This is a genomic window from Faecalimonas nexilis, from assembly GCF_059731825.1.
The window spans coordinates 446,610-460,677 of the sequence record NZ_AP029189.1 but is presented as its reverse complement, the minus strand read 5'-3'; the positions used below and the strand labels follow the sequence as shown (position 1 = coordinate 460,677).

General features: G+C 39.9%; 13 protein-coding genes and 1 pseudogene. 6 read left to right on the top strand and 8 right to left on the bottom strand.

Features of this window, described 5'->3' with window-relative positions; genetic code table 11:
• Nucleotides 1-88: 88 nt before the first annotated feature.
• The 8 genes and pseudogenes from AC6I5B_RS02130 to AC6I5B_RS02095 all read right to left on the bottom strand — a co-directional run.
• Nucleotides 89-769 carry a polysaccharide biosynthesis tyrosine autokinase gene (locus AC6I5B_RS02130; RefSeq protein ID WP_004611863.1) on the bottom strand — a complete coding sequence of 227 codons (681 nt, stop codon included), beginning with the start codon at nt 767-769 and terminating at the stop codon, nt 89-91.
• A gap of 15 nt (nt 770-784) precedes the next feature.
• A complete protein-coding gene (locus AC6I5B_RS02125) occupies nt 785-1,507 on the bottom strand; it encodes a CpsB/CapC family capsule biosynthesis tyrosine phosphatase (protein ID WP_004611862.1) in 723 nt (240 codons plus the stop codon).
• Between the two features lie 102 nt (nt 1,508-1,609).
• Complete coding sequence (locus tag AC6I5B_RS02120; RefSeq protein WP_004611861.1) at nt 1,610-2,206, bottom strand: LPXTG cell wall anchor domain-containing protein; 597 nt, start codon at nt 2,204-2,206, stop codon at nt 1,610-1,612.
• Between the two features lie 58 nt (nt 2,207-2,264).
• Nucleotides 2,265-3,230 (bottom strand): LCP family protein, encoded by a 966-nt coding sequence (locus AC6I5B_RS02115; protein WP_004611860.1) that lies wholly within the window; start codon nt 3,228-3,230, stop codon nt 2,265-2,267.
• Nucleotides 3,223-3,978 (bottom strand): class B sortase, encoded by a 756-nt coding sequence (gene srtB / locus AC6I5B_RS02110; protein ID WP_004611859.1) that lies wholly within the window; start codon nt 3,976-3,978, stop codon nt 3,223-3,225. The genes AC6I5B_RS02115 and srtB overlap by 8 nt, the downstream gene beginning before the upstream one ends.
• A gap of 9 nt (nt 3,979-3,987) precedes the next feature.
• A complete protein-coding gene (locus AC6I5B_RS02105; RefSeq protein WP_004611858.1) occupies nt 3,988-4,689 on the bottom strand; it encodes a YveK family protein in 702 nt (233 codons plus the stop codon).
• 154 nt (nt 4,690-4,843) lie between these two features.
• The gene (locus AC6I5B_RS02100) at nt 4,844-5,953 is read right to left on the bottom strand and encodes an ISAs1 family transposase (RefSeq protein WP_497773521.1); all 1,110 of its coding nucleotides are present in this window, start codon (nt 5,951-5,953) and stop codon (nt 4,844-4,846) included.
• A gap of 474 nt (nt 5,954-6,427) precedes the next feature.
• Nucleotides 6,428-7,025 (bottom strand): annotated as a pseudogene (locus AC6I5B_RS02095) (IS66 family transposase); the annotation flags it as partial.
• Between the two features lie 480 nt (nt 7,026-7,505).
• Here AC6I5B_RS02095 and AC6I5B_RS02090 point away from each other — a divergent pair.
• The 6 genes from AC6I5B_RS02090 (at nt 7,506) to AC6I5B_RS02065 (ending at nt 13,946) form a co-directional block, all read left to right on the top strand.
• Nucleotides 7,506-10,556, top strand: coding sequence for an SrtB-anchored collagen-binding adhesin (locus AC6I5B_RS02090; protein WP_497773565.1), 3,051 nt, complete (start codon nt 7,506-7,508; stop codon nt 10,554-10,556).
• 236 nt (nt 10,557-10,792) lie between these two features.
• Entirely contained in the window at nt 10,793-11,119 is a 327-nt protein-coding gene (locus AC6I5B_RS02085; protein WP_008792581.1) for a YdcP family protein, read from the top strand.
• 15 nt (nt 11,120-11,134) lie between these two features.
• Complete coding sequence (locus AC6I5B_RS02080) at nt 11,135-11,518, top strand: YdcP family protein (protein ID WP_008787611.1); 384 nt, start codon at nt 11,135-11,137, stop codon at nt 11,516-11,518.
• 116 nt (nt 11,519-11,634) lie between these two features.
• Complete coding sequence (locus AC6I5B_RS02075; RefSeq protein WP_017143883.1) at nt 11,635-12,276, top strand: DUF2178 domain-containing protein; 642 nt, start codon at nt 11,635-11,637, stop codon at nt 12,274-12,276.
• A 3-nt stretch (nt 12,277-12,279) separates the two neighbouring features.
• Complete coding sequence (locus AC6I5B_RS02070; RefSeq protein ID WP_008787613.1) at nt 12,280-12,483, top strand: helix-turn-helix transcriptional regulator; 204 nt, start codon at nt 12,280-12,282, stop codon at nt 12,481-12,483.
• A gap of 68 nt (nt 12,484-12,551) precedes the next feature.
• The gene (locus tag AC6I5B_RS02065; RefSeq protein ID WP_497773564.1) at nt 12,552-13,946 is read left to right on the top strand and encodes an FtsK/SpoIIIE domain-containing protein; all 1,395 of its coding nucleotides are present in this window, start codon (nt 12,552-12,554) and stop codon (nt 13,944-13,946) included.
• Nucleotides 13,947-14,068 lie beyond the last annotated feature (122 nt).

Here is a 14,068-nt window from a genome sequence, read left to right as displayed (position 1 = left end):
CTTTAACCCTATCATAAAAAAACAGGCTTGTCAATCATTTTTTTTCAAAAAAAGAGAATGTGACTGTACACATCCTCTTGCGCCTCTCCTATTCATTATGACCGTAATATTGCCTATACTTTTCGCCATAATATCCGCCTTTGCGAACTTCCACTTTACTCAGCACAGCACCAAGTACCGGGCAGCCGCTATTTTCAATTTTCGCTTTCACTTCTTGAACCAGACGATACTTCGTCTTCCCAGATTCAATAACGAGCACGGCTCCGTCACATTCTTTTGCGATGATCGCAGCATCAATCACAAGACCAAGCGGCGCGCTGTCTATAATAATATAATCATAGACATCTTTCAAAGACTCCAACATCTTGTGAAACTTCTCCGATGCCAAAAGCTCTGTCGTGTTCGGTGTGGATGGTCCTGCCACTGCAACATGCAATTTTGGAACGTTTGTCGCACAGATTACATCACTCAACGGACATTGCCCGGATAAAAAATGAGACATTCCATATTGTACTTTTCCCATTTCAAAACGAGAAACCAGCACAGACTTTCTCAAGTCCATATCCAGCAATAACACTTTTTTATTCATCTTCGCCAATGCTGCCGAAAGATATACTGACTTTTCTGTCTTCCCTTCTCCCGGAAACGTGCTTGTAATCAAAATAACTTTTTTATCCACTCCACAAAACATGAGATTCGTTCTGAGTGTCTTAAACTCTTCTTCCATATCATAATTTAAATCTTCTAATTCGATATTTAATCTATTCATATGCTTTCTCCTACTTTATCGTCTTCCATCCAGCATTTTTTTCGGGTTCTTCACAAATACTGTTTCTGCGTACTCTTTTCCCATTTTTTTTAACACATATTTTGCACATTCTCCCAAGTTTGGATAACGCGTTTTAGAATCATGTGCATCACTCGCAATGAAATGTATCCATCTTTTCTTCAGCAATCTGCGAGATACATTCTTCATTCTAAATCCATTCTCCCCAAGCAGAGAGCCTGCATTGACCTGTATCATCGCTCCCAACTCAATCAACTCTTCTACCTGCTCCAGTTGTTTTATCACTTGAGGATATCGCTCCACATGAGCCACAACAGGACAATACCCTTCCTGCTGCAACTGATAGATATAGTTACGCACTCTTTGATAATCATGTCTGCCCGAAAACTCGACCAGCACATATCTTCCGCCATTCATCCTAAAGCGCTCTTCCTTACATAATTCCATCAGCATATCTGCATTGGCATGGTATTCACATCCGAGATATACCTGCATATCCAGTCTAATCCTGTCAACCTCACGCGCAACATATTCTGCCCGTCTCTCAACAATATCTCTCGGTGTCTCAAACATTCCTTTTCTATAGTGCGGCGTCAATATCAGCTCTCTGACACCACTTTTATACTCTTGCAAAAGCAGATTCCTGACTTCCTTTTTGGATGCAGCACCATCGTCTACCGCTGGGACAATATGACAGTGCACATCAATCATTCCTCGCATAAAGGCTCTCTCTTTCTGCTACTTTCCCGTATTTAGAAAAATCTCTTCTTCTAGGCTTTCCTAGCAAGAAGAGATTTTTTAATCTGTTTCGCTATGCTATTATTATCTTACACTCTCTTTTTTTCTGAATGCAAAAGCTCCTGCTGCTGCAACTACAACAACTACTGCTGCCATTGTCACTGCCATACTCTCACCTGTCTTCGGTGACGTAGAAGAAGATGCTGCTGTATTCTTATCTACTACAAAAGCAACCGGTGATAAAGAATCAAATGTTGCTGTGATTGTTCCCTGTCCAGCTTTTGCTGTCTCTTGTTTCCATGCACCGTCTACATAGTGAAGTACTGCAACTTTTGTTGTCTCTAATACTCCTGGTACTTTGAATGTGATTGTAAGTGGAAATTCTACATTGTCCCCTGTAACAGTCACTTCACGAACATCAACAACTTCCATACCTTCTACGAAACTGTCTTTTAATACTTCTTTTACTTTTGCTACATTCTTAATCTCGTCTGCAGCTGCTTTATTCGCTTCCGGAACATCTGAAATCTTAACCTCAACTGCATTCCCATTCTTGTCTACTGCTTTTTCTGTCTCTGTAACTACGGAATCTATACGCTTACTTGGTGCTGCAAGTGCACTCATTCCCATCATAGATACCATCATAGCTGCGAGAATAACTCCCATAATTTTCTTCTTCATCTCACATACTCTCCTTTGTATATATTTTTTATAAATCTAAACAATTTTTATTGTAGCACTATTTCTTCTGTTTGTAAAATAGTTTTATGATCATTTCTTGTAATTTTTGATTATCCACAATGAACTCGTCATGTTTTTCTCCCGCCTGCACTTCTCCCGGAACCACTTCAATCGGTTTCTTCATCTCATATCCGGACAGACGTTCCATCTCATCTATCGACATATCAGTAACAACATACTCTTCGATCTCTTTAAATATCTGTCGATACCAGCTTGTGTCCTTTCCTTGAAGCTGATATACCAATGCTTCAATAAACTGTGACTGCCGCTCCATACGCTCATTGTTACTTCCTGTCTTATCGATATCACGCTTCCTTACATACTGCTCTGCCTGTTCTCCATTCAGTACAAGTGTGGCTCCTTTTTCAAACAGCGGATTGATCTCCGTATAATCCTCCGGCACAGTAATCTGTACGCCGCCTACTGCATCTGTCAACTCCTTGACTCCCTCTATACTAAGAGCCAAATAAGAACTGATTGGAATTTCGTACAACAGATTGGAAACCGCCTCTTTCGTCAACTGGCAGCTCTCTGCCTCCCCATCTCCATACGCATACTGTATCGTAATCTGGGCACGCTCCTTTCCGAGATACTCTCCATTCAGATCATACGTCTTAACATCTGTCATGGAATCTCTAGAAATCTCCAAAAGAGTTGTCGTCTTATCCTCTTTATTCGTACTAAGCAGAATCAGAGCATCTGACTGACCGCCTTTTCCCACTTGCTGTTCTGTAAACTCATCTGATTTATCGACACCTATGAACAAAATATTTTTCAAATTATGATTATATTCATATTGTTTCCCCTGATAGGTTACATAGAGATCTTCCTGTGTACGTTCTCCTGCATCAGCATTGGCTTCTTCCCCTTTGCGTCTATTCCATTCACCATATCCAAACAAACCGCCAACCAGAAGGACTATCACCAGCACACTTCCAATTATCACTTTTTTCTGCTTATTCATCTACCTCTACCGCTCCCACAATAAATCGATTCTCCGGCTGTCCGCTAATGCATGTACTGAGCGTAATGATATGACTATTTTCATCGACAGACACCTCACTACGGATCTGATTCTTCATATTCCGAGATTCATAAATCGACTGCAGAAAATCCTTTCGGTCTTCCACATTCTGATTATTGTAATAATACAAAATATGTCTGTCATCATAGACAACTGCCGCAAAAATCTTATAGACTTTTTTCTCCGTCTCTGTATAGATTACAACTTCTTCATGTTGATTAAAAAAGTCAGCATCCTCAAACTTATGCAAATCCTTAAACATGGAACCATCCTTCATATCATGTCCATATATAACTGTATTAAAATCCGAAAAATCTTTCGCATTCAAACGTTCTGTATAAATCGAACCCGGATACCCTTCTGCCCCCTCAATCGTATGGTTCAGATAATAGGAATCATCCGTCTGGCTTTGCACAATCGGATAATGAATATTCGTATCCGGAATATCTATCCATGCATAAATATCTTCATTCGTCTCTTTTAGAGAAGCAAAGTCGATTGGTATCTGATCCTTTTGTTCTTCTTCAGTCATCGGCTCTTTTATCTGCTCTTCTACCTCTTTTTGTACTTTTTTGTAGATATCATTATTTTTTTCCTTATGCAGATAATCGTATCCGATATATGCCACACCTCCAATGCAGACAACGATGCAGCTCCAAAATAAAATTCTCTTTACTTTTCCATTCATAATACTCGCCTATCTTCTGCTTCTTTTTCCTGCCGGAAATGCCGCCAATGTGTCCAGATTCAGATATTTTCTCACATCTTCTGAATCCTTGATTGTATCATCCATCATATATAGCACTACAAGAATTCCAATCATAAGAATCGCGCCAATCATTCCCCCTAATACAACATTCTTCGTCATACTAGGACTGGCTGGATTCTTCGGTTCCACCGCTTTCTCCACAACATTCGGCTTATCTATATTCATAACATTCGCCACACGTGTTGCAGTCGCATCCGCCATTGCATTGGCGATAGACTTCGCCATCTTAGGATCTGTATCTGTTGCCGTAATTTTTAAGATTGTCGTCTCACTCGGATTCTCAACTGCAATGTTATTCGACAACTGTTCATACGACATATCCAAATCCAATTCTTCAATTACATTCTCAACTACCGGTCTGCTTTTTGCCAGAATCGTAAAATCTGCCGTCAACTGACTGCTGAGCGTCAAACTAATATTAGAAATATTCGCTGTCGAACCTAAAATATATATTGATGAAGATGCGGTATACTGTGGTGTCATAAAAATCTTCGTGTAGCTTCCCATAACCACTGCTCCGACAACGAAACACAGAATTATCATCCATGCCTTTTTCAATAGCACATGAAACAATTCTGCCAAATCAATTTGTAGCTCATCCGAATTCTGATATTCATATTTTTCCTGCATCTTTATTCCCTTTCCATTTTCCCTTGTATATTATTAATAAAAATCAAAATATATAATAGCATACTTTTTTTTCAATTACAATGTGTAGGCGTTTAATTTACAAGCCAAACGCATGAATGTGCTCCTCAACCACACCATATACTAAATTCAAAAATTATAAAGACATAATCTTCTCTAAATGCTTTTCTGGATTTGTTCCAATCACATACCGTTTCTTTTTCATGCTTAACGGACGGCTTCCTACCTCTAAAATTTTTAACATATTCAAAGCCAGTTTTCTTATAATGTTCAGATTATAGGATGCCTGCTTTTCTAATGTGTGATTCCCATCTTCTCGAAAGGTTACATCTAAATGCCAATGATAGCTTTCTATCATCCAATGACCACGCACAGCTCGCTCTGCTTCTTCTATATTGGTCGACAGGCTGCTTATGAAATATCTTTCTTCTACTGTTGTACTGCCATCTGTCCCTGCTATTGTATTACGAGTCATGATAATGCTTTTTAATCCTGCCCATTCTTTCTTCCGGCTTAACCAGCTGATGTCTTCTGTCTGCCAGTATTCCCGTTTCTCAAGGTTCCCCCTGGCCTTTTCTATCCGGTTTTTATAAGCGCATTTCTCACGAAGTTCTTTATCTGCAAAATATTCCCTCACATCTTCCAGAAGACTCCCCTGGTTTGCCTTTAATGCCAGAACATAATCCGCACGCTTTTGGCGGATTTTCTTTACAATAGCCACCTGGGTTCCCATGGCATCTGTTGTTATGATTGTCCCTTTTATATTCAGATGGTCCAACAGTTCTGGGATTGCTTTGATCTCATTTGTTTTTTCTTCTACTCGTTTCTGTCCCAGGCAAAAGCCTCTTTCATCTACAGCACTGACAATATGATTCGGTCTCTGGTTCTTATTTCCGTTCCCTCTCTGGGTTTTTCCGTCAATCGCAAGCAGGCGCTTTACTTTCTCCCCCTCATCGCTGCTTAACATTTCATTCCACTTTTGCTGAAAACTTTCCAGAAATTCAGTGGGCACCATTGCAAAAACTCTTTGGAGTGTATCATGGAAAGGGATTCCATTTGGAAGTTCCAGATAATTTTGCAAAAAATCTTCATGTTCTTTTCCAAACATCTCAATCTCTACCCAATCATCTGCATTTGCAAGCGTAGCAAAAAATACAAGCAGGATAATATCCGCCATCTTATGCAAAACTTTCTTCTCCTGTCTTATGTCCATCACCGTACCTGCATAGTCTAAAATCTCTTTCATATGAACACCCCATCCTTTTTTCTTTGATTATATCAAAAAATCCGGACAGGGTGTTCATAATTTATTCATTCATGCGTTTGTCGTGGAGCTTGTACTTTTTTTCTTTGTATATTATTTTTCGTTTTAAAATATTTTCTCTATTCCCCACGAGGCTCGTGACGCTCCTTAATAAAACATCCTACATGCTCTTTCTATTCAATATGATTAAATATATCTCATGTTGTAGTTTATCGGAGCAATGGCTCCCTTGACCGGCTTGAGATGTCGATTTCAATACATCTCATGTTGTAGTTTATCGTTGTCGCTATTTATAAATCCATAAACAGCTTTATATATTTCAATACATCTCATGTTGTAGTTTATCGCCGGTTTTACCATCACCGCGTTGGTCTTTTCTCCCATTTCAATACATCGTAAACGCAAAATAGCGAGTACCTTGACATTTTTAGGCGGCTGCTTTGCAGCCACCGATATTTAAGCTTTGCGGATCCCTGCCGGAAGTTTTTCTGACCAGGGCAGAAGATCTTCCAGAAAAGAACAATCCTTATCATTCATGTGTTTCGGAATCTCTTCCAAGAGATGCTGCACATAATCAAAAGGTTTCAGATTATTGGCTTTTGCAGTTTCTACAATACTGTAAATGATTGCGGAAGATTTGGCTCCATGAATCGTATCGATCATCTGCCAATTCTTTTTTCCAATACAAAAGCCTCGGATTGCCCTTTCGGATGCATTATTATCAATCGGAACATCTCCGTCTGTAAGAAATACCCGGAGATATTTTTCCTGATTTAGTGCATATCTTACGGCATCACCAAATTTGTCCTTTTTAGACACATTTATGGTTTTCAGGTACGAAAAAAAAAGCATCCACAAGAGGTTTGATAACCGCCTGCCGCTGTTTAATCCGTTCATCCGAAGAAAGGGCATTCAGTTTCCCTTCTTCCCGATAGATCGCCTGAATCTGTTTCATCAGAAGAAATGTATTGGATTCCTTTTGATAGGATTTTGGGATCAGCTTTAAGGCTTCATCAAATCTACGGCGACAGTGCACCCAGCATCCGGCAAGGGTATAAAATATTGACACATGATAGGATAATAAACTAAAAGGATAGTCATCTGACGGGCAGTATACTGCCCGTCAACCTTAATACAACATCGAAAATAATCTTTTTATACCATCATCTTTTCATTTCTACGATTTTTTTGTTAGTATTTTCTATATCCATCGTAGTGTTTGTCAAATGAAATCCATGTTTTTATAATCAAAAACACAATAAAAATCTGATTATCCGCTAAAACACAGTATCTATCAGCATTTTCAAGAAAACAAATACATCAATTTACTACTTATTTACTACTAACGAATGAGCCTTGATACGCAAGTTTTCCTAGATATGCAAAGATATGGTACAGCACATCAGTATTAAAATAAGAAAAAATTGAATAACTCATAGACTATGGAACGCCTAACATGACGTTCCTTTTCTATTTCCAGCCGTTCTTATTGGACGGCTATTTTATTACCCAAAATGAAAGGAGCATTAGATTTATGAAAAAGATGTTAAAACGATTGTGTACGGGCTTCTTAGCTCTTGCAACTGTCGTTACTGCTTTACCGACTACACCCGTCCATGCAGAAAGCAAGCAATACTGGACGGAAAGTGCAGAGCGTGTCGGTATCATTGAAAAAGTAATGAATGACGGTTCTATCGGTTCGACATTCAATGAGGGCTATATGAAAGTCGAGGGCGAAACTGCCTATTGTATTGACATCAATACAGATTTTAAGAACGGCTACAAGACCAGAGCTGACGCAAGCTCACGCATGAGTGCCGACCAGATTTCAGATGTGGCGTTGTCCTTAGAGTATGTCAAACAGTATGGCGAAGCTCACAAGGAATTGAACTATAAACAAGTCTATCTGTTGGAACAATGTGTAGTCTGGCAGAGATTGAGCGTACATCTTGGCTGGCAATGTGATAACGTGCGAGCTTCTTATGATGAAATTCCAAAGGCAACGCAGGACGAAGTTTTCTCTGGTGCAAAAGCCTTTGTCAAAGAAAATAAAGGACGCTATGAATGTGGCGGTTATATCTACTCTGGCGAGGGGCAGGAATTGGGACAATTCTGGGCGAAGCTGAATGTCGGAAATGCAAAACTGCAAAAGACTTCCAGTAATACCAGTATTACCGACGGTAACGGGAATTACTCTGTCGCTGGTGCGACCTATGGTGTCTTTGCTGATAAGGACTGCACAAAACAGCTTGCCACCCTTACGACTGATGAAAACGGAAATACAGATGTTGTAGAGGTAAAAGCAGGCACAGTCTATATCAAGGAATTATCCGCACCAGCAGGATATAAAGTGGATAAAACAATCTATCCATTAACAATCAAAGCTGGCGAAACAGCAACTTTGAATGTATCAGATACACCAAAAGTAACGGACACTTTGATTGAGCTTTTCAAGATTGATATGGAAACACAGAAAGACAATCCGCAAGGGAACGCTTCTCTAGCAGGTGCAGAATTTACATGGAAGTATTATGCAGGCTTCTATAATAAAGACAATCTCCCTGCCGAAGCTACTCGTACATGGGTTACAAAGACAATCGCTGAAACAGACAGCGACGGGACAACTCACTACATCAAAAAATTAGCGGACGCATACAAGGTATCTGGCGATAGCTTCTATATGCAGGACGGCAAGGCGGTTCTTCCACTTGGAACGCTAACCGTTGAGGAAACGAAAGCTCCAAACGGCTACTTGTTAGAGGGTGCATATATGCAGGCTGGCGATAAGTCCGAACAGATTAAGGGCTTATATGTAACACAGATTACCGAGGACGGCGACCTTGCCGTATTATCTGGAAGTAACCAGTTTTCCGTATCAGACAAGGTTATCCGTGGCGGTGTCAAAATTCAGAAACGAGATTTAGAAACGGGCGATACAAAGCCACAAGGAAGTGCTACCTTGAAAGATACTGCTTTTGACATCATTTCCTTAAATGATAATGCGGTATTGGTTGAGGGCAAATTATACAAGAAAAATGAAGTGGTAAAAACAATCCATACCGATATTGAGGGTGTCGCTTCTACTTCTTCTGACCTTTTACCTTATGGAAAATTCCGTATCGTTGAAAGTGAAGCTCCCGACGGTTACTTAACTGACGGTGCAAAGCCGATTGATTTTACAATCACAGAAAATGGAAAAATCGTGGACTTAACCGACGAAGCTCATTCTATCTATAATCAGATTAAGCGTGGAGATATTGAGGGTGTAAAAATCGGTGCAGGTACACACAAGCGTCTTGCTAATGTTCCCTTTAGGATCACAAGCAAGATGACGGGCGAAAATCATGTCGTGGTAACTGATGATAACGGGCAATTCTCCACTTCTGCTGAATGGGCTTCTCATAAGCACAATACAAACGCAGGAAAGACCAGCGAGGACGGTGTGTGGTTTGGAACTTCTGAACCAGATGACAGCAAAGGTGCATTACTTTATGATACCTACATCATTGAAGAATTACGCTCTGATAGTAACAAAGGCTTTGAACTTATCCCACCTTTTGAAATCGTGGTATCAAGAAATAACCTTGTGATTGATTTAGGAACGCTGACTGATGAATACGAAAAAGAAATCTCTATCCATACCACAGCGACCAGCAAAGACGGCGAAAAGACTATCCTTGCAGGAAAAGAGATTACGATTGTTGATACTGTCAAATTAGACGGACTTACAAAAGGCACAAAGTATCAGTTAAAAGGCTGGCAGATGTTAAAAGAAGAAAATGTAGAACTTCTTATCAATGGAAAACGTGTGGAAAATGATTATACCTTTGTCGCTGATGATGAAGAAATGAAAGTGGAAATTTCCTATACATTTAATGCGTCTGCTTTAGGTGGCAAAAACCTTGTTACCTTTGAAGAATTGTATGATTTCAGCAATCCAGACGAACCCGTAAAAGTTGCGGAACATAAAGACATTGAGGACGACGGACAGACGGTACTTATCACAGAGCGTATCGTCAAAATTCATACGACTGCTACGGATAAGGACGGCAACAAAGAGCTTGAAGCTGGAAAAGACGTTACAATCATTGATACCGTAATCTTAGAGGGCTTAGAAGTCGGTACACAGTACAAACTTGTGGGCTGGCAGATGTTGAAAGAAGAAAATGCAGAGCTTCTTATCAATGGAAAACGTGTGAAAAGTGATTACACTTTTACTGCTGACAGCGAAACTATGAAAGTGGAAGTTGCCTTTACCTTTGACGCTACTTCTCTTGACGGCAAACAGCTTGTAACTTTTGAAGAATTGTACGATTTAAGCAATCCAGACGAGCCGAAGAAAGTTACCGAGCATAAGGATATTGAGGATAAGGGACAGACGATTACCTTTAAGGAAAAAACCAAAGTCCCAGAAGAACCAAAGAAACCCGAAACACCACAGACACCAGATACACCGCATAAAACAGACAGTCCAAAAACTGGCGATAGCACAAACCTTTACGGACTGCTTGCACTTCTTTTGACTTCTGGTGCTGGACTGGCAGGTATCTTCTTCTGCAAACGCCGTAAAATGAAGAAATCATAAGGCGGTAACGGTATGAGAAAAGAAAAATCACGTTCTCCGCCGATACCGTGTCGGCAGACTTCCGCTTATTCTGGATTGTCTGCTACTTACCTGCAAGAACACGGATAGTCAAGGGTGCGTAAGCATTGATTTTACCCTTTACTATCTGGGGGATTGCTGGTACTTCCCAAACCGCCAGAATAAGAAATCACAATCAAAAAACTTATCAAAAATAGAAAGAAATGAGGTAAAACACTATGGAAATGAAATATGTCGTGCCAGATATGGCACAGTCTTTTGGAACTCTTGAATTTGCAGGCGAAAGTGAGCCAGTCTTTGAAAGAGATAAAAATAACCGCAGGGTCTTAGCCAGACGAAGCTATAACCTTTATTCTGACGTACAAAAAGGCGAAAATGTTGTGGTAGAAATTCCCGTGCAGGCTGGCGAAAAGCATTTCAAGTATGAACAGAAAGTAAAACTTGTCAATCCGAAGTTATATGGCAGAGGTTACGCAATCGGGGATATGGGACATACCGATTATGTGTTGCTTGCTGATGATATTGTAGCAGTTGAAGAAAAGTAAAGGAGTGAAGAATTTATGAGATTATCAAACGGGTTTGTTATTGACAAAGAGAAAACATTTGGAGAATTAAAATTTACAGCGGTGCGAGATGTGTTCTTGCAGAATGAGGACGGGACACCGAGTACCCAGCTTAAAAAGCGTATCTATGATTTGAAGTGCAGTCTGCATGGTGGAATTATCCCCGTGTCCGTACCGCCAGAAGTACCGTTAAGGGAATTTCCGTACAATGCAGTTGTGGAGCTTGTCAATCCCGTAGCCGATACGGTATCAAGAAAGACTTATACGGGTGCAGATGTGGACTGGTATGTAAAGGCAGAGGATATTGTATTGAAGAATAAAGGCAACCAGAACGCAGGCAGTCCACAGAACCCTACAACGCAGGGACAGCCGAAGAAATAAAAGTGATGTATTTGTCTTAATTTTGATTGACCAATTTTGATTGACACAAACAATGCGGAGTGATATATTTATCTCATAAAGATACAAAAACATCTCATTTGAAAGGAGAGATAAATATGTCAAAGAAACAAATTAAAAAAATTATTTTTATGGGGGTAGGGTGTGCTTTATTGCTTATTGTTGGTACAATCTACTCCCTATTATACAATAATGGACGCTGGGTCAAAAATATGGATATGTCGGAATATGTATTTTCTTACAAGGATATTCCTATGTTAGTAATTGGAGCTTTAATAGCACTATATGCTATCTATATAGTAATTATCTGCTTTAAAAATGTCTTTTCAAAAAACAGCAGGGAAAAACGATATTCAAGAACAATTTCTCCTTACTGGGGATTTTGTGGAATGTTTGGTTTTCTGGGGTTTGGCGGATTTTGGACATACTATAAATTTGGAGAAATATTTCCTTTTGCTTTTTTCATATTTTTTGGTTTTTTCAGTTTTTTCTTTGAAGGTAAACTTTCTCATATCTTAGAAGATGAGCTTTTTCAAGAAAATAAACGTAAGGCACAATTAGAAGCTTACAAGATAGGTTTTAAACTATTATTTGTAGTTATCTGGCTTATGGCAATAGGTATGTTTTCCCGTAATGTTGAGTGGTGTGCAATGTTTATGCTGATTTCTGTTTCACTTATCTATGCTCTTGTTCTTTTTCTTAGCAACTATTTATTATATCGTTATGAAAAAAGGGAATAAATTATGGAAGCAAAGTTTGTATGTAATTTAAAAAAATATCGTGTAGCACAAGAATTAACACAAGAACAACTCGCTGACATTGTAGGTGTTCGTCGTGAAACTATTATGAGATTAGAAAAAGCACAATATAATCCGTCACTTAAATTGGCAATAGATATTTCAAGAGCTGTAAAAGCTCCGATAGAAGATATATTTATTTTTGAATAAAGACAGTTTAAAGCAGTTAGTCTTAGGATTGACTGCTTTTTTCGTACACAGAAAGGAGAGATTGTTTTATGCGTAAGATTTGGAATAAAGGACACCGTATCAGAGCCAGCGACAAGCACCTTGTTTACCACTTTTCCATAGGAACGCTTCTGTTTGTATTCGTGGCGGTTCTCCTGCTACTGAATAGTAAACAGCTCATGCGTACCGACTGGGAACATTTCAGCTTATTAGACAATGGCTTTACGCTTTCCCTTTACAACTTCATAACCATACTGATAGCGACTGGTGTTTGTGCATTGGTCGCTTTTCTGTATTACCGCTTCTGTTACGACAGTTTCAAGAAGCTACTGCACCGTCAAAAGCTGGCAAGAATGATACTGGAAAATAAGTGGTATGAAGCCGATACCGTACAAGACAGCGGTTTTTTTACTGACCTGCAAAGCAGATCAAGGGAAAAAATCGTCTGGTTTCCAAAGATTTATTATCAAATGGAAAAAGGACTTCTTCATATCCGCTGTGAAATTACGCTGGGAAAATATCAAGACCAGCTTTTACGGTTGGAGGATAAGTTGGAAAGTGGCTTGTATTGTGAGCTGACCGACAAGACCCTGCATGACGGCTATATCGAATATACCCTGCTTTATGATATGATAGCGAACCGCATTACCATTGATGAAGTACGGGCAGAAAACGGTTGTCTTAGATTGATGAAAAATCTTGTCTGGGAATATGACGCACTCCCTCACGCTCTGATTGCTGGTGGGACTGGTGGCGGTAAAACATATTTTCTGCTGACACTCATTGAAGCCTTACTGCATACAAACGCTGTCCTTTATATCTTAGACCCGAAGAACGCTGACCTTGCAGACTTAGGGACAGTTATGGAAAATGTGTATCACACCAAAGAAGAAATGATTGATTGCGTCAATGCCTTTTATGAGGGCATGGTACAGCGAAGTGAGGAAATGAAGCGACACCCGAACTATAAGACGGGCGAAAACTATGCCTATCTGGGACTGCCACCCTGCTTTCTTATCTTTGATGAATATGTAGCATTTTTTGAAATGCTGGGGACGAAAGAAAGTGTGAGCTTACTTAGCCAGTTAAAGAAAATCGTTATGTTAGGACGACAAGCAGGTTATTTCCTTATCGTTGCCTGCCAGCGTCCAGACGCAAAGTATTTCTCGGACGGTATCAGAGATAACTTCAATTTCCGTGTGGGCTTGGGGCGTATCAGCGAATTAGGTTACGGTATGCTGTTCGGTTCAGATGTGAAAAAGCAATTTTTTCAGAAGCGTATCAAGGGACGTGGCTATTGTGATGTGGGAACAAGCGTTATAAGTGAGTTTTACACGCCTTTAGTTCCAAAAGGACATGATTTTTTGCAGACTATCGGCTTTCTTTCACAAGCAAGGCAGGACGGGACGGCGACGTGCGAAGCGAAAGGCGACGGCACGGACTAGCCGTTGCTGGTGTGGCGTAAGCCACGCCAGCAGGTAAAACCCCTCGGTATCTAACAGAGGGGTACGTTTGCAAATAGACAATAGACAAAAAACATAGGAAACATAAGGCTTCTGGCATGGTT

Bases quoted from the DNA above. Each gene is read 5' to 3' on its own strand.
- AC6I5B_RS02130 (WP_004611863.1), bottom strand. From the start codon at position 769: ATGAATAGATTAAATATCGAATTAGAAGATTTAAATTATGATATGGAA.
- AC6I5B_RS02100 (WP_497773521.1), bottom strand. From the start codon at position 5,953: ATGAAAGAGATTTTAGACTATGCAGGTACGGTGATGGACATAAGACAG.
- AC6I5B_RS02105 (WP_004611858.1), bottom strand. From the start codon at position 4,689: ATGCAGGAAAAATATGAATATCAGAATTCGGATGAGCTACAAATTGAT.
- srtB (WP_004611859.1), bottom strand. From the start codon at position 3,978: ATGAATGGAAAAGTAAAGAGAATTTTATTTTGGAGCTGCATCGTTGTC.
- AC6I5B_RS02075 (WP_017143883.1), top strand. From the start codon at position 11,635: ATGTCAAAGAAACAAATTAAAAAAATTATTTTTATGGGGGTAGGGTGT.
- AC6I5B_RS02080 (WP_008787611.1), top strand. From the start codon at position 11,135: ATGAGATTATCAAACGGGTTTGTTATTGACAAAGAGAAAACATTTGGA.
- AC6I5B_RS02070 (WP_008787613.1), top strand. From the start codon at position 12,280: ATGGAAGCAAAGTTTGTATGTAATTTAAAAAAATATCGTGTAGCACAA.
- AC6I5B_RS02120 (WP_004611861.1), bottom strand. From the start codon at position 2,206: ATGAAGAAGAAAATTATGGGAGTTATTCTCGCAGCTATGATGGTATCT.
- AC6I5B_RS02065 (WP_497773564.1), top strand. From the start codon at position 12,552: ATGCGTAAGATTTGGAATAAAGGACACCGTATCAGAGCCAGCGACAAG.
- AC6I5B_RS02115 (WP_004611860.1), bottom strand. From the start codon at position 3,230: ATGAATAAGCAGAAAAAAGTGATAATTGGAAGTGTGCTGGTGATAGTC.
- AC6I5B_RS02085 (WP_008792581.1), top strand. From the start codon at position 10,793: ATGGAAATGAAATATGTCGTGCCAGATATGGCACAGTCTTTTGGAACT.
- AC6I5B_RS02125 (WP_004611862.1), bottom strand. From the start codon at position 1,507: ATGCGAGGAATGATTGATGTGCACTGTCATATTGTCCCAGCGGTAGAC.
- AC6I5B_RS02090 (WP_497773565.1), top strand. From the start codon at position 7,506: ATGAAAAAGATGTTAAAACGATTGTGTACGGGCTTCTTAGCTCTTGCA.